11 protein-coding genes are annotated in these 23,604 nt (G+C 62.2%); 4 read left to right on the forward strand and 7 right to left on the reverse strand.

The features are described from left to right. Window positions 1–109 (forward strand): IS3 family transposase (locus tag CKW37_RS30660; protein WP_135192744.1); only part of this gene is annotated, 109 nt, incomplete at its 5' end. A 15-nt stretch (window positions 110–124) separates the two neighbouring features. Here CKW37_RS30660 and CKW37_RS30665 read toward each other — a convergent pair. From CKW37_RS30665 to CKW37_RS30680, 4 genes are read right to left on the reverse strand one after another with little or no spacing between them, the layout of a single operon-like run. Then, a complete protein-coding gene (locus tag CKW37_RS30665; RefSeq protein WP_095159850.1) occupies window positions 125–574 on the reverse strand; it encodes an SRPBCC family protein in 450 nt (149 codons plus the stop codon). Window positions 575–600: 26 nt separating this feature from the next. Beyond that, window positions 601–4,038 (reverse strand): amino acid adenylation domain-containing protein, encoded by a 3,438-nt coding sequence (locus CKW37_RS30670; protein WP_095159851.1) that lies wholly within the window; start codon window positions 4,036–4,038, stop codon window positions 601–603. Continuing rightward, window positions 4,035–4,979 carry a diiron oxygenase gene (locus CKW37_RS30675; protein WP_095159852.1) on the reverse strand — a complete coding sequence of 315 codons (945 nt, stop codon included), beginning with the start codon at window positions 4,977–4,979 and terminating at the stop codon, window positions 4,035–4,037. The genes CKW37_RS30670 and CKW37_RS30675 overlap by 4 nt, the downstream gene beginning before the upstream one ends. Then, entirely contained in the window at window positions 4,976–5,752 is a 777-nt protein-coding gene (locus CKW37_RS30680; protein WP_095159853.1) for a DUF3050 domain-containing protein, read from the reverse strand. Before CKW37_RS30680 ends, CKW37_RS30675 begins: the two co-directional genes overlap by 4 nt. A 129-nt stretch (window positions 5,753–5,881) precedes the next feature. Here CKW37_RS30680 and CKW37_RS32710 point away from each other — a divergent pair, with 129 nt between their 5' ends. Further along, entirely contained in the window at window positions 5,882–6,067 is a 186-nt protein-coding gene (locus CKW37_RS32710) for a hypothetical protein (RefSeq protein ID WP_143502170.1), read from the forward strand. Window positions 6,068–6,394: 327 nt separating this feature from the next. Here the strand turns inward: CKW37_RS32710 and CKW37_RS30685 are convergent, their stop codons facing one another. Continuing rightward, entirely contained in the window at window positions 6,395–7,087 is a 693-nt protein-coding gene (locus CKW37_RS30685) for a GntR family transcriptional regulator (protein ID WP_095159854.1), read from the reverse strand. A 216-nt stretch (window positions 7,088–7,303) separates the two neighbouring features. Between CKW37_RS30685 and lapG the strand changes: the two genes are divergently transcribed. Then, window positions 7,304–8,065: a cysteine protease LapG gene (lapG, locus tag CKW37_RS30690; RefSeq protein ID WP_177454505.1), complete on the forward strand. Its 762-nt coding sequence runs from the start codon at window positions 7,304–7,306 to the stop codon at window positions 8,063–8,065. A gap of 9 nt (window positions 8,066–8,074) precedes the next feature. Continuing rightward, entirely contained in the window at window positions 8,075–10,006 is a 1,932-nt protein-coding gene (lapD, locus tag CKW37_RS30695) for a cyclic di-GMP receptor LapD (RefSeq protein ID WP_095159856.1), read from the forward strand. 31 nt (window positions 10,007–10,037) lie between these two features. On the opposite strand, the gene CKW37_RS30700 is transcribed toward lapD, so the two are convergent. Together CKW37_RS30700 and CKW37_RS30705 are read right to left on the reverse strand one after the other, a co-directional pair. After that, on the reverse strand, window positions 10,038–10,379 hold the full coding sequence (locus CKW37_RS30700) for a tryptophan synthase subunit beta (RefSeq protein WP_095159894.1): 342 nt from the start codon (window positions 10,377–10,379) through the stop codon (window positions 10,038–10,040). 153 nt (window positions 10,380–10,532) lie between these two features. Next, window positions 10,533–23,276, reverse strand: coding sequence for a retention module-containing protein (locus CKW37_RS30705; RefSeq protein WP_095159857.1), 12,744 nt, complete (start codon window positions 23,274–23,276; stop codon window positions 10,533–10,535). Between the last annotated feature and the right edge of the window lie 328 nt (window positions 23,277–23,604).

Consider the following 23,604-nt stretch of genomic DNA (forward strand, 5'->3'; position numbering starts at 1 on the left):
CGATTACATCGAGATGTTCTATAACCCTAAACGCCGACACAGCAGTGCTATGCAGCTGTCTCCAGTAGAGTATGAGAAACGCTATTTCCTGAGCTTGGAGAGTGTCTAGGAAACCAGGGGCGATTCAGTTATTCATGGCGTCGTCCGCAAAGCCCTGCAGAAACGCCTGAAACGCGGGAAGCGCATCAGACCCTCCTTCGCCGGGTTCGCCTTGAATCGTCCAGATTGCGCGGCTTTGGCCGTTGCCCAAATCCCTCACTTCCATGGCTGCCCATAGATTACCGATATTGAGGCTGGTATGGATCAGGCTCCAGGTCATGGTCATTGCCTGGTCGTCGTGGGAGTTGAGTTGTTCGATAACGAAGTTGTTGTCCTTGAAGAGCTTCTTGCGGATCGAGCGCACGCCACTGCCCGTCATCTCGATATGACTCAACGCCGGAATGAATACCGCGAAGCCGGCGAAATTACCGACGATGCTCCAGACACTCGCGGCATCCGCAGCAATATCGACCTGCGAAACGACCTGGCAGCCTTGTGGATTGCGAATCAGCGTATCGGGTTTCAGTGCTTGCATGGTGTTGCTCCTCTGGGTGGGATGGATCAGATGAACTGGATGTCCTGGAGATACCGGCAGCCGCGCGCCAGCAGTGCAGGGCTTTTCTCCGGATAGCGTTCGCCCATGCGTTGCACGCCATCACGGGCGTTGGCGTGGGCAATGTGCGAGATGTCGCCGATGTCTTCCTCGAAGCCGTCGAGATAGAAGCCGAGCACGTCGTACAGGGCGTTGTTGCGGTCGATCTGCTGCAACTGCTGCTGCCAGTGCTCGACGCTGACGAACTCGAATTGCCGACCGCACTGACGAAACGCCGCGACATAGCGTTCCCAGCGCAATGGTTCGGGGTTATGCAGGTTGAACACCGCTTGGGCCGCGCGATAACGACTGACGTGAAAGCCGATGAATCGGGCAAGGAAATCCACGGGCATCAGGTCGAATTCGAGGTCCAGCGCTGGCACCTGACCCAATTGGAGCGAACCCTTGAGCATCAGCATCAGACGGTTCTTCAGTGGCTGACAGACGCCGCTGTGGCTGTTGAAGCTGATATTCCCTGGGCGGAAGAGATTGGCCCACACCCCATCCTGACGAGCCCGTTCCACAAGGCGCTCACCCACCCATTTGCTCAGGTTGTAGCCGTTGCGGATGTACAGCGGAGGTGTCGTGGCCGGTGGCTGCTCCAGTACCCGCCCGTGCTCATCCCGGGCGCTGCAGGCTGAAAGGGTAGAGATGAAGTTGAAGATCTTCTTGCTACGCCCCTCACACAGGCGAAGGCATTCGAATAGCGGCTCTACGTTGTCTGCCGCCAGCGCGGGGTAGTCGAGCACGTGGTTTACCTGCGCCGCGTTGTGAACAAGCGCGCCATAGCGAAGATCCAGGTCTTCGTAGTCCGTTTCGCTCAATCCGAGTCGGGGTTTCCGAAGATCCGCTTCCAGAACGCGAATCCGGCGCCAGTCCAGGCCGTCGATGCGGTTGTCGATCACTGCCTGGGCGAAGCGCTCTTCGGCTGAACAACCGTTGCCGCGGCGGACCAGGCAAGCCACCTCCGTCGCGCCCCAGGAAAGCAGCGCCTCGACGATATGCACGCCGAGAAAGCTGTTGGCCCCGGTGACGATCACCTTGTGCGGGTCACCCAATCGATCGATTGGCAGCACCTGCAGATCCAGCTCGCGTTCGGCATCGGCCACGGCCTGTGGGTTGAGCGCGCTTGCGTTGATCGCCTCACCGCTGACCAGGCTGGCCAGCCGTTGCAACGTGGGTGACTCGATGAAGCGATTGATGGAGATGCCTCGACCGAAGCGGTCACGCAGTGCCAGCAACAGCCGCGATAGCAGGATCGAATGCCCGCCCAGGTTGAAGAAGCTGTCGTCGGTCGAGATGTCCTCTTGCGGCAGTTCCAGCAGCTCGCTCCATAGCTCCAGCAGTTGTTTTTCCAGAGGGTCCGCGGCGGGTACGTGCGACCGCTGTCCGGAAAACTCGACCCGCGTTGCCAAGAGCGCACGGCGATCAACCTTGCCGTTGCTCGTGTAGGGCATTCGCACAAGTTCCTGATAGAGCAGGGGGCGCATGTAGTCGGGCAGGTGCTGCCGGGCATGGGCGCGAAGCGCTTCGACAGCATCGGGATGACGGGGCTGCGCGAGAAACGCCAGCACCCGGCGTTGCTCATCGATCACCACGGCAACCTGAGCGAACAGCCGACTGGCGCGCAGGCAATGTTCGATCTCTTCCGGTTCAACTCGAAACCCACGGATCTTCACCTGATTGTCGCGGCGCCCGCAGATTTCGATGCCGTTGACGGTCCATCGAGCGAGGTCGCCCGTGCGGTACAGGCGCAAATACTCACTCCCCGGTAGCTCAAGGCTGATGAAGCGTTCCGCAGACAATTGCGGATTGTTCAGATAGCCCAGACCAACGCCGGCGCCGCTGATGTACAGCTCGCCGACGCCATCCTGCGGGACGGGCTCAAGCCCCTCATCGAGCAGCAACACGCGGGTGTTGGCGATCGGCAGCCCGATATCGCGGTTGCTGTCGCCGACGCTGAACACCCGGGTGGTGGCCAGCACCGTGGTTTCAGTCGGGCCATAGATGTTGTGAACGTGGCACCGCCCGGCCAGGCGCTCGATGACCTCCGGCTCGCACACATCGCCGCCGGTGATCAGGTGCTGCAGGCTGGTGTCCTCCAGTTTCAGCAGGCTGAGTAGGGCGGGGGGTAAAAAGGCGTGGCTGACTTCCTGTCGGTGGATTAGATCTTCCAGCCGCGCGGGATCCCGCCGCTGGTTTTCATCCGGCACCACCAGTTCGGCACCGCAGACCCAGGTGGGGAGGATGTCGAGCAACGAGGCATCGAAGTTGATCGTGGAGAACTGTAGCACCCGGCTCTGTGGGCTCAGTTGCACATGGTCGCCGTACCAGGCCTGGAAGTGGCTGAGGTTGCCTTGGCTCAGCAGCACGCCTTTCGGTTGGCCGGTGGTGCCGGAGGTGTAGATGGCGACACAGGGTTCATCTGTGTTGGGTCGGCGCTGCATAAGCCCGGACAGGGGTTGCGGTGCCGGCGGGGGAAGGTGACTCAGGTCCAGTCTGGGAATTGACTCATCACACGCTGGGAAACTTCCGTCATGAATCAGCACCGTTGCGTTGGCGTTTTTCAGAATGAAGCGCAGCCGCTCGGCCGGGGTATCTGGATCCAGTGGCAGGTAGATGGCGGCACAGCCGAGGACCGCCAGAAGGCTCGCATACAACGCCAGCGACTTCGGCAGGCAGATCGCGATCAGCGCCGTGTCGTACCGATCAGCGGTCGGCAGCAGCGTCAGCAATTGCTGCTGAATCGCCAGCGCTTGAGCATGCAACGCCGCGTAACTGATGCGCTGACCATCGACGTTCAAGGCCGGGTGCCTGGCGTGAACCAGTAGGCTGTGTTCGAGGCGCTCGATGAGCGGCGTGTGGCTTTCCCGCAGCAGCGAGGCATGTTCGCGACGATTGAACACATGGAAGTAGGCCAGTCGCTCCAGCCAGCAAAGCGTCTGCTCATGGGGTTGTTGCGTAGGGGGAACAACGGCGGCTTCGCGAAAGTACTCCGGGTTACGCGAGAAACGGCTGACATGCAGCGCCACACGTTCTTGCAGGCTATCGAGAACCGTCAAACGCAGTTGTTGGCCGTTGCCTGAGCATTCCTTCGCCACAGGTTGCCGGTCGATCAAGCGTTGAGCCTTGGCGGTGCCGGACCAGTAGAGCAATTCCAGCTCAGGCAGCTCGTCGACATCCAGGCTGCTGCTGGCCACCCGCACGCTGAGGTGCGGGCAGCCCCCGAGCGCCGGTACGTCCAGGCTACCGTCCTCGATCAACAGGTGCGGGGTGACAAAAGGGCATGCCTCCAGCAGCGCTGTGTCGATGGCGTGATGCAGCGTATGGCCGTGCTGTTCCAGTTCGTCGCGCAGCCGGGCAAGGGCCGGGCTCCTGCCGGCCAGCAGGATATCCAGGCGCCTCATGACGTGCTCCCTGACGGCAGGTATTCGGCCAGGGCCTGTTGCACGCAAGTCGCGTCGAGCAGTGAGCTGCTTCTGAAAAAACGCAGGATGTTGCCCAACAGCGGGTGCTGGTGATTGATCGGCCAGGCCATGGCCGTCACCTCGGCGCGCAGCGCGCAGGCCACGTGATCCGGCACCTCGAGCGCGGCGATCAACTGATGGTCGAAGGCTTTCTGGATGTCGTTGGTCAGGTAATGGCCGATGAACACCGGCAGAAGCTGGGCGATGTGTTCTCGGTCCTGTTCGGGTGCCTGGCTCCAGTAGATGCGTGTCAGGCGAGCCCAGAAGGTCGAATGGCGACCTTCATCGAGCAGGTGATCGGCCATCAGCCCCTTGATCGAGGGTTTGACGCTGTCATCGCGGGCGAACGCGGCAACATCGTTGGTCAGGGTGTTTTCCGCGATGCCCACGCAAATCAGTTCCACCGCGTCGCGCAGGTGCTCCGGGGCCAGTGCGAGGGCGGCGGGAATGGCCCGGCTCAGTTCGATTTCCGCGGGCAGGGCGATGGGCTTGATGCCGGTCAGCTCGACGGTCTGCTGCATGAAGTCCATGGCCACCAGAGCGTGGTAGTCCTCATCCACCACCACGGTCATGGCGTCGTAGCGGCAGGCGAAGGGGAAGCGCACGGCGAAGCGGTCCTTGGCGATGGCCCGGGCGGTGCGGTCGACGATTTCGGTCTCGAAGATCACCACATCGTTGATGAACTTGTAGAGGCTCTGGACCAGGGCGAAATCGCGCAGGTGCGGGCATTCGCGAATAAAGGTGTCGCTGAGCACCAGCGGCTGGCGGCTGAGCGGATAGATCAGCCGCTCGTCGTCCTCAACCTGGCGCCGCGGCCGGGTGCGGATGGTGGCGCGGCTCTCCCAGCTCTCGGCGAAGGATTGGTAGTCGAGGCTGTTCATAGGCTGGCCTCGGTGATGTCCGCGTGCATCGACAGCCGCAAGCGATCCCAGAATGCCAGGCGGCTCTCCACGGCAGCGATGGCGGCGGTGTAGACCTCGCGTTCGCGCTGAGGGTCGCCATTGACCAGGCGTGCCAGCAGTTGCTCGGCAGCGGGGCCGTGGTCGTCGGAGTCGACCTCGATGTGCCGTTGCAAGTAATAGCGGAACGTCGGGGCGTGGCTGCCGGTGATGCCCCAGTCGTCAAGGATGCGCTGGAACATGGTCGGGATGACGCTTTCGCGGCCATGCAGGAACGCTGCGGCAACGACATGGGCGGGCGCATTGAGCGCGGTATCCAGCGTCTGCTCGACAAAATGCCGGGCGGCCTCGCTGGCACCCGCTTCATGCAGGGCGGCCCGGTGGTGCAGGCCGTCGCGCTGTAGCAGGACAAAGCGCTCGATGCTCTGCGTGCGCGCGCCGACCTCGCGCATCGCATCCAGATACAACTCGAAGTGGCTGTAATGACCCTGCTCCAGGCGGTCATCCGACTCTTCACCCAGCACGATCTCATTGATCAAGCGCGCGGCTTTGGGGTCTTGGGGCGGTAACCAGGGCAGCCGGGTGCAGGTCAGTTCCTGCTGCAGGCGCTTGGTCAGGGACATGAAATCCCAGACGGCGAACACATGGGTTTCCATGAACCGGCGCAGGACCGGCAGCGAGTCGATTTCAGCGAAGACAGGATGACGCGCCAATTCGTTTTTCTTTTCATGCAGAAGGTGTTCGAGCCTGTTCATTGCAAGTTCCTTTTTAAACTTCGCGACGTGGAAGTTGGTGTCCGGGATAGTTTTGATAGTTGCCAGGCAGGTTATTTCAGGTGACAGAAATCCCCTGGACTGAATCGCCAGTGAAAACGAGTTGATGACATGCAAGTTGCCGAGTGCAGCGCGGGCCGTGGCGTTGGCCAGGTAAGCCGGGCGTTCTCCGGTGATCGAAAGCTAAGGCAACTTTTCAATGTTCTGCAAGAGGCGGTGTTGGATATATTTCAAAGCGTGTTTTTCAAGGTTGATAGTTGCTCTTTAAAACAACTTCTATTTGTTTTATTGGGGTGAGAGTGTCCGCCTCGGCTATAAAGGGCCAAAGTTTTAATGCGGCGAGTGAATGCCTCACTCCGGGCACTTTTTTACGTGGGATGTTGCAGATTCGAATGTGAGGGGCAGCTGATCGTTATCGGCTCCTGCCCGGGGATGAGGCTCCTTCTGCAGGTCAATGAGGAGCACGCAACCGGGCCATGCAAAGGCCGATCAGGGCTGCGTGCTGGACTTAGAGTGTGCAGCAAACGCGCGGGCTGTCATGGAATTGGGTGGTGCAGGGGAAGGTGCCGCCGAGACGGGAGGCGCATCAGGACCGCTGGCGCGGCCCATGGCGGGCAGGGAGGGTTACGGCTTGGGTTGTTTGTCGAGGTAGCCGCGGATGGTTTTCAGGGCATTGCTCAGGTGGCGGTGAAGAATCGCCACGGCGTCTTCGATGGCTTTGTCGTTGGCGGCGTCGACCAGGCCGTTGTGGTCGTCTTGGGTCAGCTTGCCCAGTCCCATCGAGGACAGGTGGAAACGCAGGAAGCGTTCTTCCTGGCACAGCTCGTTGTCGATCAGGCGCAGCAGCTTCTTGCTCCGCGCCTTGCTGTACAGGGTCATGTGGAACAGCCGGTTCAGGCGACCGATTTCAGAGTGGCGGGTTTCGTTCTCAAGCTGGCGGATGTAATCGCGGGCCAGGGCGATGTCGTTGGCGTCGAGCATCGGAATGGACTGGCGCAGCGCTTCGGTTTCGAGCATCTCGCGCAGTTCGTAGGTTTCGACGGCGTCTTCGCCGATCAGCGGAGCGACCACGGCACCCTTGTGCGCCACGACTTCGAGCAGCCCCTGCGCTTCGAGCTGGCGCAGGGCCTCGCGCACCGGCATGCGGCTGACGCCAAACAGGGTCGCCAGCTCTTGCTGACGCAATGCCATGCCGGGTGCCAGGCGTCCGTCGAGAATGGCGCCGCGCAGGCGCTCCTCGATCACGCTTCGCGCGAGGTGCGGGGGTACCTGTTCGTCGCCCAGGATGGTGTTGAGGAGTTTGGATTTTCCGGCCACGCTACTTCTGCCCAATATTGGATCCAATCAAGCTAGTAATGGAGGCGATCCTTGTCAAACCTTCGGTTTGAACTATTCCGGCCTGTGGATAAGAGGTCTTGGTGGGGAACCGCGGTGCTATCGTGAATGAACTCTCGATTTAAGGGAAGCACCGCTCCGGCATGGCCTCGAACCCTCCGTCGGGTGCGTTTTGGCTGATATCACGGTGATTGCTCGGTGTCATTGTCTTTTCCCCGCTCAGGCGTCACCATCGGCGCTTTCCAGGGACTTCGCGGACCGTTCGTCTTGGCGATACGTTGGGCTGTTTATCTGACCATGCGCCGGGTGGGGCTGGCTCTGTTGCTTGGCCTGGCGCTGCTGGGCGGATTGCGTGCGGACTGGGATTTTTCCCAGATCAGCCGCAAGGCCCAGGCCCTGTATGGCCCACTGGGCGCCGGCCAGCAGCGTATCGACGCCTGGCAGCAATTGCTGGCGACGAAAAAGCAGCTCGGCGATGCCGAACGTCTGGAGGTGGTCAACCAGTTCTTCAATCGGCAACTGCGCTACGAGGAGGACATCGACCTGTGGCACGAAGTCGATTACTGGGCAACGCCAATCCAGTCGCTGATCAAGGGCGCGGGGGATTGTGAAGATTACGCCATCGCCAAGTATTTCAGCCTGCGCCGTCTCGGCATCCCTGCGGACAAGCTGCGCATCACCTACGTCAAGGCCCTGCGCCAGAACCGCGCGCACATGGTCCTGACCTACTATTCAAGCCCTGACGCCATGCCCCTGGTACTCGACAGCCTGATCGACGCGATCAAGCCGGCCAGCCAGCGTACCGACCTGTTGCCGGTATACGCCTTCAACGGTGAAGGTTTGTGGCTGACGGGCGCTGCGGGCAACAAGAAAGTGGGCGATACCAAGCGCCTGTCGCGCTGGCAGGATCTGTTAAAGAAGATGCAGGCAGAAGGATTCCCTGCCGAGCCGGTCTACTGAGGAGCTCAGATGTCACTGTTCAAACAATTGTTGCTCGCCATCTGCCTGTTTCTGGTGGTCGCTTTCAGCGGCAGTTTCATGGTGAGTCTGGAAAGCTCGCGCAGCCAGTACGTCAACCAGTTGCGTTCCCACGCCCAGGACGCCGCCACCGCGCTGGCCCTGTCGCTGACGCCCAATCTGGATGACCCGGCGATGGTCGAGCTGCTGGTCAGCTCGATCTTCGACAGCGGTTACTACGCCAGCATCCGCGTGGTGGACCTCGCGTCCAATACGCTGCTGGTCGAGCGCCATGCCGATCCTGATCCGGGCGGCGTGCCGCAGTGGTTCATCAAGCTGATCGGGCTGGAAGCGGCGGGCGGCGATGCGATGGTCATGCGTGGCTGGCAGCAGGCGGCGCGGGTCGAGGTGGTCAGCCATCCGATGTTCGCGTTGTCCAAGCTCTGGCAGAGCGCGCTGGGCAGCCTCGGCTGGCTGCTGCTCTGCGGTGGCTTGAGCGCGGTGGCCGGCGCGCTGTTGCTGCGTCGTCAGCTCAAGCCGCTGGACTATATGGTCGAGCAGTCCCACGCCATCGCTCGCCGGGAATTCCTCAGCCTGCCGGACTTGCCGCGTACGCCCGAGCTGCGCCGGGTGGTCCAGGCCATGAACCAGATGGTCGAGAAGCTCAAGGCGCTCTACAAGGAGCAGGCCGAACGCAGCGAGAAGCTGCGTATTGAGTCCTATCAGGACAGCCTCACCGGCCTGGCCAACCGTCGTTATTTCGAGATGCAGCTCAATGCCCGGGTCAGCAATCTTGATGAGACCAGCGACGGCTATCTGCTGTTATTGCGGGTGCAGGACCTTGCCGGTCTGAACCAGCGCCTTGGCGGCCATCGCACCGACCAGTTGTTGCAAGCGGTCGGTCAGCAGTTGAAGAGCGCGTGCGCCAACTTCCCGGAAACCAACAACCTGATCACCCGCAGCCGCGGTGGCGAGTTCGCGGTGCTGGCGCCGGGCATGAGTCATGACGATGCGATCAAGCTGGCCGAAGCGCTGGAGTCCGGCTTGCGCGGCATTTCTGATGTCACCCCGTCGGCGTGCATCGGTCTGGCACCGTTCAGTCCGGGGGATGAGCCCAAGGCTCTGCTGGCGCTGGCGGACGAGGCCCTTGCGCGTGCGCAGAGCCAGCCGGAGCCATCGTGGGTTTGCCTGGAGCAAGGCTCGGCGACGCAGGCCAGTGATATCCATCGCCAGTGGCACTCGTTGCTGGACGAGGCACTGAATCAGGGCCGCTTCGAGCTGTTCTTCCAGCCCGTGGTGGACAGCAACGCGCTTGACCGAGTGTTGCACTACAAGGTGCTTTCGCGGCTGATCGATGACCAGGGCGAGACCATCGCCGCCGGCCGTTTCCTGCCGGCGCTGGAGCGTTTCGGCTGGGCGACCCGGCTCGACCTGATGATGCTGGAGAAAGTCCTCAAGCAGATGCATGGCCACGACCAGTCACTGGCGCTCAACCTCTCGGCGACGACCGTCGTCAATCCGGCCAGCCAGCAAAAAGTCCTGGACCTGTTGGCTCAACACGCCGTCCTTGGTCCGCGGCTGACCCTGGAAATCGCCGAAGAGCAATTGCCGGAACAGTCCGTGCTGGAGCAATTGACCCGTCGCCTGCGCACCCAAGGCTTCAGCCTGAGCCTGCAGCACTTCGGCGGGCGCTTCAGCATGATCGGCAACCTGGCCCATTTGGGCCTCGCCTATTTGAAGATCGACGGCAGCTACATCCGCGCCATCGACGAAGAGCAACACAAGCGCATCTTCATCGAGGCCGTGCAGCGCGCAGCCCACAGCATCGACCTGCCACTGATCGCCGAGCGCGTGGAAACAGAAGGGGAGTTGAAGGTGTTGCGGGAGATGGAGATCCAGGGCGTGCAGGGCCGGCTGGTGGGAGAACCGGCACCCTGGGCGTGAAACCCGGCCCTGTTGCCAGGGCCGACGGGATTCAGATCAGGCCGCCGTGATCGTCTTCGTCGATCAGGTTATTCAGCCCGCCGAGGGCGGCACGGGCGGTGTTGCGGTTGAGCAGCTTGGCCTGGGCGCCGGGCGGCAGGTCGGTGATGCTGATCACGCCTTTGGTGGTCAGCACGTCGATCAGGTCTTCCAGCACCCGAATCATGTCCAGGTCGCTCTGCTTGAGCTGCTTGAGGCTGTTCTCGACCACATCGTCGGCAAACCACTCTAGAACTTCGGCGTGATCGGCGGGCAGTGTTTCCGTGGCTTCGGCAAAGGCGGCGGCTTCGACCCGAAGCAACTGGCCTGCCATGTCGCGTTGCACGTAGAACATGGTCATCCCTCGTGATTGTGGTTCCATCATCTTCTTCTTAAAGCACTCAGCAGCTTAGGCCATAAACGGCGCACGAGTATGCGCCGCCTATGGCCGCCAGGCAAAAAACCGCAGTGTCGTGCCGACCCGTGAGGGTCGGCACACGCCCAGCGATTACGTGTTGTTGTGGTCGATCTTGATCGTTGGGTCGGCACCGGTTACCAGCGAGTTGATCGAGGTTGAGGACCAGTTCACCCCTTCGAGCTTGATCGTCACGTCCGCGTTGGCAATACCGCCGGCGGCATTGAGCTTGCCTTCGGAGCTGACCTGCAGCGTCGACTCGCCGTTAACCGTGGTGATCTTCAGGTAGTTGTCGATGGTGCTGGCCTTCTCGCCCTGGAGCAGGTCGCTCAGGTCCAGACGGTCACCTTCGGCCGCCTTGAAGTCCTTGATGATGTCGTTGCCGATATCACCCGCCTTCCAGACGAAGGTGTCGGCACCGCTGCCACCGGTCATGGTGTCGTTGCCCTGGCCGCCGAACAGGATGTCGTTGCCCTCGCCACCCAGCAGGGTGTCGTTGCCGGTACCGCCGAGCAGGATGTCATTGCCCTTGCCGCCATCCAGGTAATCGTTACCGCCCTGGCCGAACAGAATGTCGTTGCCATCGCCGCCGTACAGCGTGTCGTTGCCGTCACTGCTGCGCGAGATATCGAACTCGCTGACGTGCTCGGTGACGTACTGGTGCATGGCCTTGCTGTCCACCGCACTGGCATCCAGCCCGGTCTTCAGCGCGACGTAGCTTTGCAGCGCTTCCACACCGTTGCCCGACACCTGCGAGAACATGATCAGGTCGCCGAACACGATGTCGTTGCCGTCGCCGGCATTGACCGTGTCGTTGCCTGGCAGCGTCGCCTCGGTGTGGCCGAGGATGGCGTTGGCCAGGTTGCTCGGGTCGATGTTGGTCTGCGGCACGCCGTCGGAGTCGTACGGTTTCAGGTCGTTGACGTCCACGCCGCTGCCGATGCCGATGGCCTCGATGGTCGGCGAGAGCGCCTTGAGTACCGCGTAGGCGCTCTTCGAGTTGGAGGTGGTGTCGGAGTCGGTATAGCTACCTTGGCCGGCCAGGCTCGACAGTTCGTAGGTCCCGTCGCCCTGGGCGTGCAGGGTACCGCTGAGGGACGAATACCAACTGCCGTTCTTGTACAGGTTCAGGTTGCCGCTGCTGTCGATGGTCAGCTTGTTGCTGCTGTCCAGGTTGACGTTGATCACCTGGCCGATCTTGTAATTGATCGACGTGAGGTAGGTGTCCATCGTCAGGTTGGCCTTGCTGCCACTGTAGGTGATCAGCGTCGGGTTGGTGCGTTCGCCGGTCTGGTAGTAGGTCGGCTGGCCGTCGGTAATGAAGAACGTCTGGTTGGTACCGGTGGCACCGGAGTCCTTCAGGGCCTGGAACCAGTTGGCCGTGGTCTTGAAGGCGTCCTCGTAGTTGGTGCCGCCGTTGGCCGTCATGGCGGTCAGGGCGTTTTTCAGGGTCTGCAGGGAACCGCTGTCGGCCAGGTTGACCGAAACGGTGGTCTTGACCTGCGTGGCGAAGTCCACCAGCAGGATGTTGACCGTACCGGAGCTGGCGCCCTGGACGCTGTTGGACAGCGTGGTGAATACCGACTGCAGGGCTTTCTGCGCCGCGTCCACCGAGTCTTTCATACTGCCCGAGGTGTCGACGATGAACGCCAGGTTGTAGTTCTGCCCGGCGACCACGTGCAGGCCGTTGATGTCGGCGGCGATGATGTCGTTGCCATCGGTACCGTTCCAGTTGTCACTGTCGGCGGTGGCGTTGGTCGCCACGGCGTAAGTGTCGCCGTACACGGTGACCTTGATGGTGCCAGGGGTGTTGGCGGTGCTGCCGTTGATGGTCTCGGTGGACGTGGCGTTGACCGTCACATCGAAGCTGCCGCTGTAGTAGGCCGGCGGCTTGATGGTCAGGGTGCTCAGGTTCCAGCCGGTGACGTCCACCGCGGTTGCGCCGACGGAGATGCTGTGACCGGCGCCGTCGCTGATCACCGAACCGCTCGGGATACCGGCGAGCTTGACCGCCAGGGTCTCGGAGCCGTCGGTGTCGGTCAGCGCCGAGCTGATGCCCACCAGCTTGACGGTGCCGTTCTCGCGGCCTTCGTTGAGTTTATAGCCGTCGTAGTAGCCCTTGCCGCTGGAGCCGTGCAGGTCGGAGACGGTGACGCCGGCCGCTGCCAGTGCGGCGACGGTCGGATACAGCGCGGTGCCGACCTGGCTCACGTCGATGGTTGCCCCGCCGTTGACCGACAGGTTGACGTCGTAGCTGCCCGGACCTGCCTGGTTGTAGTGGTAGATCTCGACGGTGTAGTAACCGCTCTTGGTCGGCGTGAAGGTGCCGTTGAGCTGGCCACCGGCGCCCCAGGTGGTGCTGGCCACGTCTTTACCGCCGACCACTACCGCCAGGCTGTCGTCGCCGACGCCGGTGAATTTGTAGGTCGAGCCGGCTTCCATGTACATCAGGCCGGAGGTCTTCGAGGCGATGCCCGGAGCAACGTCTCCGGTGGAAGCGACGTTGGTGGCGATGGCACTGGTCTGGCCTTTGCCGGCAGCGTCGATCACCGATTTCAGGGTGGCTGCGTCGGCGCCGTTGCCGTTGGTGCCCAGGCCGGACAGGCCGGTCCAGGTTTCTTTGGTCAGGCCGATCGAGGCCACGGCGTTGCTGCCGATGGTCAGGGTCGGTTTGTCGGCAACCGGGGTGATGTCGATTTTCAGCGTGGCTTCGTTGCCCAGATCCTTGCCGTCGAACGGCTTGTACTTGATCTGCGCGTAGTCGGCCTGCTGGTTGCCCACGCCGGTGCCGCCGTTGGCGGTAATGCCGGATTCGTTGGCTTTGGGCACGAACTTCAGGTTGCCGGCGTCGATGTCCGCCTTGCTGAAGACCTTGCCGGCATCGGCGCTGGTCAGGGTCTTCCAGGTGGTGCCGTCCTTGTATTGCAGGGTGCCGTTGGCCGGAAGCTGGGTGATGGTGACGCCCAGGGCGCTCTGCACGTTGTCCAGGTCGGTGACGCCGAGGCTGCTCCAGGTCACGGCCAGGTCGGTGTCTTCGGTGCCCGTCAGCTCGCCGCCCGCGGCGGTTGGCGCGTCGTTCACCGGAATCACGTTGACCGTAGTGGTGGCGACGTTGGAGGTGTTGACCCCGTCGGTCACCGTCACGGTGATGATCCGCGGCGTGTTGCTCGGGTCATCGCTGGTGTTGATGAACGTGATGTTCTTCAGCGCCTGGATGTAGTTGGCGATGGTGGCGTTGCCGGACAGCGTCAGCACCACTTTGTCGTTGGTGCTGTTGGCGTTGATGCTGATGCCGTTGACGCTGTTGCCCAGGTTCAGCGCATCGCCGGCCATGCGGTTGGTCAGCGTGACGGTGGCACCGGTCATATTGGTGCTGTCGATATCGGTGATGCTCAGGTCGATATCGCCGATGGACACGCCGGAGCCGGCCTGGCCTTCGGTGAAGGTGACCTGGTAATCCGCGCCGGTCTTGCCGCTGGAGTCGTTGGCGTCCAGATCCAGAATCGGTGCCGGTTCGAAGATCTGCGTCGTCACGCTGCCTGCGGTGCCGCTGACCACCACGCTCTCGAAGTTACCGCCGGTGGCCGAATCGACCTTGACCGTGAACTGCTCGGTGCCTTCGGTGACGTTGTCCTTGATGGTCGGGATGGTGAAGTCGACCTTGCTGGCGCCGGACGGGATGGTCACGGTGGTTACACCGGTGAAGTCCGAGCCGTTGGTGGCGGTGCCGGAGTAACTCAGCTTGACGGTCACCGCTGCCTGCGACGGGTTGCTCAGGTTGAGCGTGTAGGTCGCGGTGCCGCCCTCGGCCACCGAGGTAGTACCGGTGATGCTGATGGTGGTCGGGGTGTTGGTATCCGTGACCTGAGTGACCGCCGCCGTGGTGCTGTAGGCCAGGTTCTCGAAGCCGCCGCCGCTGGCGCCGGTGATCTTGGTGCTCAGGGTGGTGGCGTCGATGTACGGCGTATCCGCTGGCGCCGGCACGGTGATGCTGTTGGACAGTTGGTCCTTGCCGATGACGATGGTCGAGCCGTTGGACAGGGTCACCGTCACTGGCGACGCGGCCGGGTTGGTCAGCGTTGCGGTGTAGGTGATCTGGCCGCCTTCGGCTACCGAAGTGGTGGCGCTCAGGCTCACGGTGGTGGTGTCGATCGGGCCGTCGCTGACCGTGGTGCTCGGCGTACCGGCGGTGACCAGCTTCTCGTAGTTGCCGCCGCTGGTGCTGGTAATGCTGTTGGTCAGCGTCGGGTTGGTGGTGTAGACGTTGTTCGGCGCGGTGTAGTTGACCGTGCCGGTGCTTTGACCGACCAGGATGGTGATGGTCTGGTTGTTGGCCAGGGTCAGCACCAGGTTCGAGCCGGTGACGGGCGCGCTGACGGTCGCGGTGTAGGTGACGACGCCGCCTTCTACCACGCTTGGAGTTGCCGTCAGGGTCACGGTCGAGGTGTCGATGGTGTCGGTGACCGCAGTAACCGCAGGCGCCGAGCTGACATTCAGCTTCTCGAAATCGCCACCGCTGGTGCCGGTGATGGTGGCGCTGACGTTGCCGCCGTCCACATACACGGTGTTTTTCGGTCCATCGATAGTCACGCTGCCTTCGGTAGCGTTCTTGGCGATGGAGATGGTCGAACCGTTGCTCAGCGTCACCGTCATCGCGGTGCCGGCCGGGTTGGTCAGCTTGGCGGTGTAAGTGATCTGGCCGCCTTCCTGGACGCTGCCGGTCGCGGTGAGGCTTACACCGGTGGTATCGAGGTTGCTCGGGTTGTCGGTGACGGTGGTGCTTGGCGTTCCGGCCGTGACCAGTTTCTCGTAGTTGCCGCCGGTGACACCGGTGATGCTGTTGGTCAGCGCAGGGTTGGTGGCGTAGATGTTGTTCGGTGCGACGTAGTCGACCGAGCCGCTGCTGGCGTTGACCGCAATGGTGATGCTCTGGCCGTTGGCCAGGCTGATCACCAGAGGCGAGCCGGTGACCGGAGCAGTGACGGTGGCGGTGTAAGTCACCACGCCGCCCTCGGTCACGCTCGGCGTGGCGGTCAGCGTCACGGTGCTGGTGTCGATGGTATCGGTCACGGCCGTCACGGCTGGCGTGCTGCTGACGTTCAACTTCTCGAAATCACCACCGCTGGTGCCCGTGATGGTCGCGCTGACGTTGCCGCTGTCGACGTACACGGTGTTTTTCGGCGCATCGATGGTCACGCTGCCTTCGGTAGCGTTCTTGGCGATGGAGATGGTCGAGCCGTTGCTCAGCGTCACCGTCATCGCGGTGCCGGCCGGGTTGGTCAGCTTCGCGGTGTAGGTGATCTGGCCGCCTTCCTGGACGGTACCGGTCGCGGTGAGGCTGACACCGGTGGTGTCGAGGTTGTTCGGGTTGTCGTTGACGGTGGTCGACGGGGTGCCCGCAGTCACCAGCTTCTCGTAGTTGCCGCCGGTGACACCGGTGATGCTGTTGGTCAGTGCCGGGTTGGTGGCGTAGATGTTGTTTGGCGCGACGTAGTCCACCGAGCCGCTCGACGCATTGACCGCGATGGTGATCGACTGGCCGTTGGCGAGGCTGATGACCAGCGGCGCGCCGGTGACGGGCGCGCTGACGGTCGCGGTGTAGGTGACGACGCCGCCTTCGGTCACGCTCGGCGTCGCAGTCAGGGTCACGGTCGAAGTATCGATCGTGTCGGTGACGGCGGTTACCGCTGGCGTGCTGCTGACGTTCAACTTCTCGAAATCGCCGCCGCTGGTGCCAGTGATGGTGGCGCTGACGTTGCCGCTGTCGACGTACACGGTGTTTTTCGGGGCGGCGATGGTGATGCTGCCTTCGGTGGCGTCCTTGGCGATGGTGATGGTTTCACCGTTGCTCAGGGTGACCTTCATTTCCGTGCCGGCTGGGTTGGTCAGTTTGGCGGTGTAAGTGATCTGGCCGCCTTCCTGGACGGTGCCGGTGGCGGTCAGCGAGACGCCAGTGGTGTCGAGGTGAGCAGGGTTATCCGTCACGGTGGTGGACGGCGTTCCGGCCGTGACCAGCTTCTCGTAATTGCCGCCAGTAACACCGGTGATGCTGTTGGTCAGCGCTGCGTTGGTGTTGTAGACGTTGTTTGGTGCGACGTAGTCCACCGAGCCGCTGCTGGCGTTGACCGCGATGGTGATCGACTGGCCGTTGGCGAGGCTGATGACCAGTGGTGCGCCAGTTACTGGTGCAGTGACGCTCGCGGTGTAAGTGACGACGCCGCCTTCGGTCACGCTTGGGGTGGCGGTCAGGGTCACGGTCGAAGTATCGATCGTGTCGGTGACGGCGGTTACCGCTGGCGTGCTGCTGACGTTCAACTTCTCGAAATCACCGCCAGTGGTGCCGGTAATGGTGGCGCTAACGTTGCCGCTGTCCACGTACACGGTGTTTTTCGGGGCGGCGATGGTGATGCTGCCTTCGGTGGCGTCCTTGGCGATGGTGATGGTTTCACCGTTGCTCAGGGTCACCTTCATTTCCGTGCCGGCTGGGTTGGTCAGCTTGGCGGTGTAAACAATGCTGCCGCCTTCCTGGACTGAGTCAGTCGCGGACAGGGTCAGGCCAGTGGTATCCAGACGAGCCGGATCGTCGGTGACAACGGTGGTCGGGGTGCCTGCGGTTTCGAGGTGCTCGTAGTTGCCGCCAGTGACGCCGGTGATGCTGTTGGTCAGTGGTGTGTTGGTGTTGAGCACGTTGTTCGGTGCGATGAAATCGACCGAACCGCTGCTTGCGTTGACCGGAATGGTGATGCTTTGGCCGTTAGCCAGAGTAATGACCAGCGGTGCGCCGGTGACTGGAGCCGTTACCGAAGCGGTGTAGGTGACAACTCCGCCTTCTACCGCGCTAGCGGTGGCGGTGAGGGTCACGGTGCTGGTGTCGATGCTGTCGGTAACCGCAGTGACGGCAGCAGTCGGGCTGACTTCGAGGTGCTCGAAGTCGCCACCAGTGGTGCCAGTGATGGTGACGCTGACGCTACCGGCATCCACGTAAACAGTGTCTTTTGGTGCTGCGAAGGTCACGCTGCCTTCGGTCGCATCCTTGGCGATGGTGATGGTCTCACCGTTGCTCAAGGTGATCTTCATCTCGGTGCCAGCCGGGTTGGTCAGCTTGGCGGTGTAGACGATGTTGCCGCCTTCCTGCACAGAGCCGGTGGCGCTGAGGGTCAGGCCGGTGGTGTCCAAACGGGCCGGGTCATCGGTGACGACGGTGGTCGGAGTTCCTGCAGTTTCCAGGTGCTCGTAGTTGCCACCGGTTACGCCAGTAATGCTGTTGGTCAACGGGGTGTTGGTGTTGAGCACGTTGTTCGGTGCGATGAAGTCCACCGAGCCGCTCGAAGCGTTGACCGGGATGGTGATCGATTGACCGTTGGCCAGAGTGATAACCAGTGGAGCGCCGGTTACCGGGGCAGTGACGCTCGCGGTGTAGGTCACTACACCACCCTCGACTGCGCTAGCAGTAGCGGTCAGGGTCACGGTGCTGGTGTCGATGCTGTCGGTGACAGCAGTCACGGCCGCACTCGGGCTGACTTCCAGATGTTCGAAGTCACCGCCGGTGGTGCCGGTGATGGTCACGCTGACACTGCCCGCGTCGACATAAACGGTGTCTTTGGGTGCGGCGAAGGTGACAGAGCCTTCGGTGGCGTTCTTGGCAATGGTGATGGTTTCACCATTGCTCAAGGTGATCTTCATTTCGGTGCCAGCCGGGTTCGTCAGCTTGGCGGTGTAGACGATGTTGCCGCCTTCCTGAACGGTGCCGGTGGCGGACAAGGTCAGACCAGTGGTGTCCAGACGGGCTGGGTCATCGGTCACGACGGTAGTCGGCGTGCCTGCGGTTTCCAGGTGCTCGTAGTTACCGCCGGTGACGGCAGTGATGCTGTTGGTCAGCGGGGTGTTGGTGTTCAGCACGTTGTTCGGTGCGATGAAGTCCACCGAGCCGCTCGAAGCGTTGACCGGGATGGTGATCGATTGACCGTTGGCCAGAGTGATAACCAGTGGAGCGCCGGTTACCGGGGCAGTGACGCTCGCGGTGTAGGTCACCACACCGCCTTCAACCGCGCTAGCGGTGGCGGTCAGGGTCACAGTGCTGGTGTCGATGCTGTCGGTTACAGCAGTCACGGCAGCAGTCGGGCTGACTTCCAGATGTTCGAAGTCACCACCGGTGGTGCCGGTGATAGTCACGCTGACGCTGCCGGCGTCGACATAAACGGTGTCTTTCGGTGCTGCGAAGGTGACAGAACCTTCGGTCGCATCCTTGGCGATGGTGATGGTTTCACCGTTGCTCAAGGTGATCTTCATCTCAGTGCCGGCTGGGTTGGTCAGCTTGGCGGTGTAGACGATGCTGCCGCCTTCCTGGACGGAACCGGTGGCCGAGAGGGTCAGACCGGTGGTGTCCAGACGAGCTGGGTCATCGGTGACGACGGTGGTCGGAGTACCTGCGGTTTCCAGGTGCTCGTAGTTGCCACCAGTTACGCCAGTAATGCTGTTGGTCAGCGGCGTGTTGGTGTTGAGCACGTTGTTCGGAGCGATGAAATCGACCGAACCGCTGCTTGCATTGACCGGAATGGTGATGCTTTGGCCGTTAGCCAGAGTAATGACCAGCGGGGCGCCGGTTACCGGAGCTGTGACGCTCGCGGTGTAAGTGACGACGCCGCCTTCTACCGCGCTGGCAGTCGCCGTCAACGTGACAGTCGACGTGTCGATGCTATCGGTGACAGCAGTGACTGCTGCCGTCGGGCTGACTTCCAGATGTTCGAAGTCACCACCGGTGGTGCCAGTAATGGTTACGCTGACGCTACCCGCGTCGACGTAAACAGTGTCTTTCGGTGCCGCGAAGGTCACGGAGCCTTCAGTGGCATCCTTGGCAATGGTGATGGTTTCACCATTGCTCAAGGTGATCTTCATTTCGGTGCCGGCCGGGTTGGTCAGCTTGGCGGTGTAGACGATGCTGCCACCTTCCTGAACCGAGCCAGTGGCGGACAAGGTCAGGCCGGTGGTGTCCAGGCGAGCCGGATCGTCAGTCACGACGGTGGTCGGGGTGCCGGCGGTTTCCAGCTTCTCGTAGTTGCCGCCGGTGACACCCGTGATGCTGTTGGTCAGCGGCGTGTTGGTGTTCAACACGTTATTCGGGGCGATGAAGTCCACCGAGCCACTCGAAGCGTTGACCGGAATGGTGATCGACTGGCCGTTAGCCAAGCTGATGACCAGTGGTGCGCCGGTAACCAGGGCAGTGACGCTCGCGGTGTAGGTAACGACGCCACCTTCGACCGCGCTAGTAGTAGCGGTGAGGGTCACAGTGCTGGTGTCGATGCTGTCGGTGACAGCAGTCACGGCCGCAGTCGGGCTGACCTCGAGGTGTTCGAAGTCACCGCCGGTAGTGCCAGTGACAGTCACGCTGACGCTGCCGGTATCCACATAAACAGTGTCTTTCGGTGCAGCGAAGGTGACGGAACCTTCGGTCGCATCCTTGGCAATGGTGATGGTCTCACCGTTGCTCAAGGTGATTTTCATCTCGGTGCCAGCTGGATTGGTCAGCTTAGCGGTGTAAACAATGTTGCCGCCTTCCTGGACGGAGCCGGTGGCGCTGAGCGTCAGGCCGGTGGTGTCCAGACGAGCCGGGTCATCGGTCACGACGGTGGTCGGAGTGCCGGCGGTTTCCAAGTGCTCATAGTTGCCACCAGTCACAGCAGTAATGCTGTTGGTCAGCGGCGTATTGGTATTCAACACGTTGTTCGGCGCAATGAAGTCCACCGAACCACTCGAGGCATTAACCGGAATAGTGATCGACTGACCGTTAGCCAGAGTGATGACCAGTGGCGCGCCGGTCACTGGAGCCGTTACCGAAGCGGTGTAAGTGACCACACCACCTTCAACAGCACTGGCAGTCGCCGTCAGAGTAACGGTCGACGTATCAATCGAATCCGTTACAGCAGTAACTGCTGCGGTTGGGCTGACTTCCAGGTGCTCGAAATCACCGCCGGTGGTGCCGGTGATGGTCACGCTGACGCTACCCGCGTCGACGTACACCGTGTCTTTCGGCGCCGCGAAGGTCACGCTGCCTTCAGTCGCATCCTTGGCAATGGTGATGACCTCACCGTTGCTCAAGGTGATCTTCATCTCGGTGCCAGCCGGATTGGTCAGCGTGGCGGTGTAAACGATACTGCCGCCTTCCTGGACGGAACCGGTCGCGGACAAGGTCAGGCCAGTGGTGTCGAGGCGAGCCGGATCATCGGTGACCGTGGTGGTGGTCGTGCCGGTGCCTGCAACGAGGTTTTCGTAGTTGCCACCGCTCACGCCGGTGATGCTGTTGGTCAGCGCCGGGTTGGTGACGGTGACGTTGTTCGGTGCAGTGAAGTCAACCGAGGCCGAGCTCTGGCCGACCGGAATAACGATGGTCTGGCCATTGGCGAGGGTGACGGTGACCGGGGTGCCGGTAACCGGCGCAGTCACGGACGCGGTGTAGGTCACCACGCCGCCTTCGGTCACGCTCGGGGTGGCGGTGAGGGCGACGGTGCTGGTGTCGAATGTGTCGGTCACGCTGGTGACGGCAGGCGTACCACTGACCGCCAGGTTCTCGAAGTTGCCGCCATCGACTTTGTCGACGGTGACACTGATGGTCCCCGCGCTTTTGTAAACGTCGTCCGCCGGGGCGGCGAACGCCACGCTGTTGGTGGTCTGGCCGGCGGCGATGACGATGATCGCGCCGTTGGACAGGGTGACGGTGGTCGCGGTGCCAGCCGGGTTGGTCAGGGTGGCGGTGTAGATGATCTGGCCGCCTTCGGCGACGGTACCGGTGGCGCTGATGCTCAGGCCGGTGGTGTCGGTGCTTTCGGTGACGGTGGTCACCGCCGGGGCAGTATTCGGTACCAGGCTTTCGAAGTCGCCGCCGCTCACACCGGTGATGGTGGTGCTGATCGGCGTCTCGCCCTTGTAGACGTCATTTGGCGCAGTGAACTGTGCGGTGCCGCTGCTGCTGCCGACCGGGATGGTGATCGACAGTCCGTTGGACAGGGTCACAACCACCGGTGCGCCGGTCACCGGCGAGGTGACGCTGGCGGTGTAGGTGATCACGCCGTTTTCGGCCACGCTCGGGCTGGCGCCCAGGCTGACGGTGGTGGTGTCGGTCGAGTCGGTAACGGTGGTCACGGCCGGCGCCGGGTTTGGCACCAGGCTTTCGAAGTTGCCACCGGTCACGCCGGTGATGGTGGTGCTGATCGGCGCGGCGCCGTTGTAGACGTCGTTTGGTGCGGTGAACTGCACGCTGCCGCTGGTGCTGCCGACCGGGATGGTGATGGTCTGACCGGTGGACAGGGTGACGATCACGGGTGCGCCGGTCACCGGCGAGGTGACGCTGGCGGTGTAGGTGATCACGCCGTTTTCGGCAACGCTCGGGTTGGCGCCGAGGGTGACGGTGGTGGTGTCCACGCTGTCGGTGACGGTGGTGACGGCCGGGGTGGTGCTCGGCACCAGGCTTTCGTAGTTACCGCCGGTCACACCGGTGATGGTGGTGCTGATCGGCGTGGCGCCGTTGTAGACGTCGTTCGGCGCGGTGAATTCCACGCTGCCGCTGCTGCTGCCGACCGGAATGGTGATGGTCTGGCCGTTGGACAGGGTGATGACCACAGGCGAACCGGTCACCGGCGCGGTGACGCTGGCGGTGTAGGTGATCACGCCGTTTTCGGCAACGCTGGCGCTGGCGCCCAGGTTGACGGTAGTGGTGTCGATGGCGTCGGTGATGGTGGTGACGGCAGGCGTCGTGCTCGGCTCCAGGTTCTCGAAGTTGCCCCCCGACGCGCCGGTGATGGTCACGCTGACGGTGCTGCCGTTGGCGTACACGTCATTGGCCGGGGTCGGCACTTGCACGGTGCTGGTCACTTCGCCGGCCGCGATGGTGATCACTGCGCCGTTGGACAGGGTGACGGTCACCGGCGTTTGCGCCGGATTGGTCAGGCTGGCGGTGTAGGTGATCACGCCGCCTTCGGTGACGCTGCCGCCCGCGGTCAGATTGAGCGTGGTGGTGTCGAGGGTGTCGACGATCTGGGTGACCGCCGGGGTGGTATTCGGGGTGAGGGTCAGGCCGTCGCCACCGGTGGTGCCGGTGATGGTGGTGGAGATCTGGCGGTCATCCAGGTAGACGTTGTCGCTGGACGGAATCACCACGGTGACATTGCCGGTCAGCTGGCCAGCGGAAATGACGATGACCTGGCCGTTGGACAGGGTCACGCGCAGATCGGAGGTCGGCGCCTGGGTCAGGGTCGCGGTGTAGACGATCGCGCCGCCGGCCTCGGAAACGCTTGGCGTGGCGCTCAGCGTCAGGCTGCTTTCCTGGGTGGTGGCGGTGGCGTCGAGGGCCTGGGTGGTGGTGTCAGGCGCGCCCGTGAAGTCTTCATTCAACGTGGCGGCAAAGTTCAGGCCTTCGGTTTCATAACCAATAACCGGCGCCACGGAACCGGCGGTGGCGTCGAGCATCACCACACTATGGCCACCACCCGCAGCCCCACCGCCCTGGGACTGTGGACCCGCTGCGGTCGCTTCGAGGTCTTGCGTCGGGTCAGCACCGGCGGCGATGGCCTGCTGCAGCTCCTCGACCGAAGGCGCGGCCTGAGCGGCGATCTCCTCGATGTTGGTGGTGCTGTCCGGAGAGTCAGCGCTCCACTGCGTATCACGACCCAGGTCGATGGTGCGCCCGTCGGTCAACTCCAGGGTGATGGCGCCGGAGAGGCCCGTCAAAACCTGGTCGCCGGCAAACAGGCGGTCGCCTTCTACCAGTACACGTTGAACACCTTCAGGGGATACAGCCATTACCTGGCCAATAACACGTTGGACGATGGCGACAACACTGCTCATGACACTCTCCGAACTAACCGTTCTAATGTGGCTTCCATACGCATTGGGCTGTTGTTGCCGCTATCTGCTTGGAATGTTTCGCAAGACGTTCTAACTTACTGTCAAACTTATGGCGCCGAGTTCTTTTTAATTCTTTTGAGTCAAACTATTGACCCGGTGGTCGCCATCCTAAACAATCGGCTTACTAATGTCACATTGATATTTCAACCGGTGAAGCCCTGTTGATCTGTGATGTGGTTCTCATTAGGAAATTTCCGACACGCGGTTTCTTTTTATAGCCATTTTCTGGCGAGATGCCATGTTTTGCGCTGATTTGGGACAAAAAGGT

Origin of the sequence: Pseudomonas sp. Irchel 3E13, assembly GCF_900187455.1 — a bacterium.
In the GTDB taxonomy this organism is placed as follows: Bacteria; Pseudomonadota; Gammaproteobacteria; order Pseudomonadales; family Pseudomonadaceae; genus Aquipseudomonas.

Excerpts from the sequence above, each read along its gene's own strand:
- CKW37_RS32710 (WP_143502170.1), top strand. The coding sequence starts at position 5,882 with ATGCAAGTTGCCGAGTGCAGCGCGGGCCGTGGCGTTGGCCAGGTAAGC.
- CKW37_RS30665 (WP_095159850.1), bottom strand. The coding sequence starts at position 574 with ATGCAAGCACTGAAACCCGATACGCTGATTCGCAATCCACAAGGCTGC.
- CKW37_RS30705 (WP_095159857.1), bottom strand. The coding sequence starts at position 23,276 with ATGAGCAGTGTTGTCGCCATCGTCCAACGTGTTATTGGCCAGGTAATG.
- CKW37_RS30670 (WP_095159851.1), bottom strand. The coding sequence starts at position 4,038 with ATGAGGCGCCTGGATATCCTGCTGGCCGGCAGGAGCCCGGCCCTTGCC.
- lapD (WP_095159856.1), top strand. The coding sequence starts at position 8,075 with ATGTCACTGTTCAAACAATTGTTGCTCGCCATCTGCCTGTTTCTGGTG.
- CKW37_RS30675 (WP_095159852.1), bottom strand. The coding sequence starts at position 4,979 with ATGAACAGCCTCGACTACCAATCCTTCGCCGAGAGCTGGGAGAGCCGC.
- CKW37_RS30700 (WP_095159894.1), bottom strand. The coding sequence starts at position 10,379 with ATGTTCTACGTGCAACGCGACATGGCAGGCCAGTTGCTTCGGGTCGAA.
- CKW37_RS30680 (WP_095159853.1), bottom strand. The coding sequence starts at position 5,752 with ATGAACAGGCTCGAACACCTTCTGCATGAAAAGAAAAACGAATTGGCG.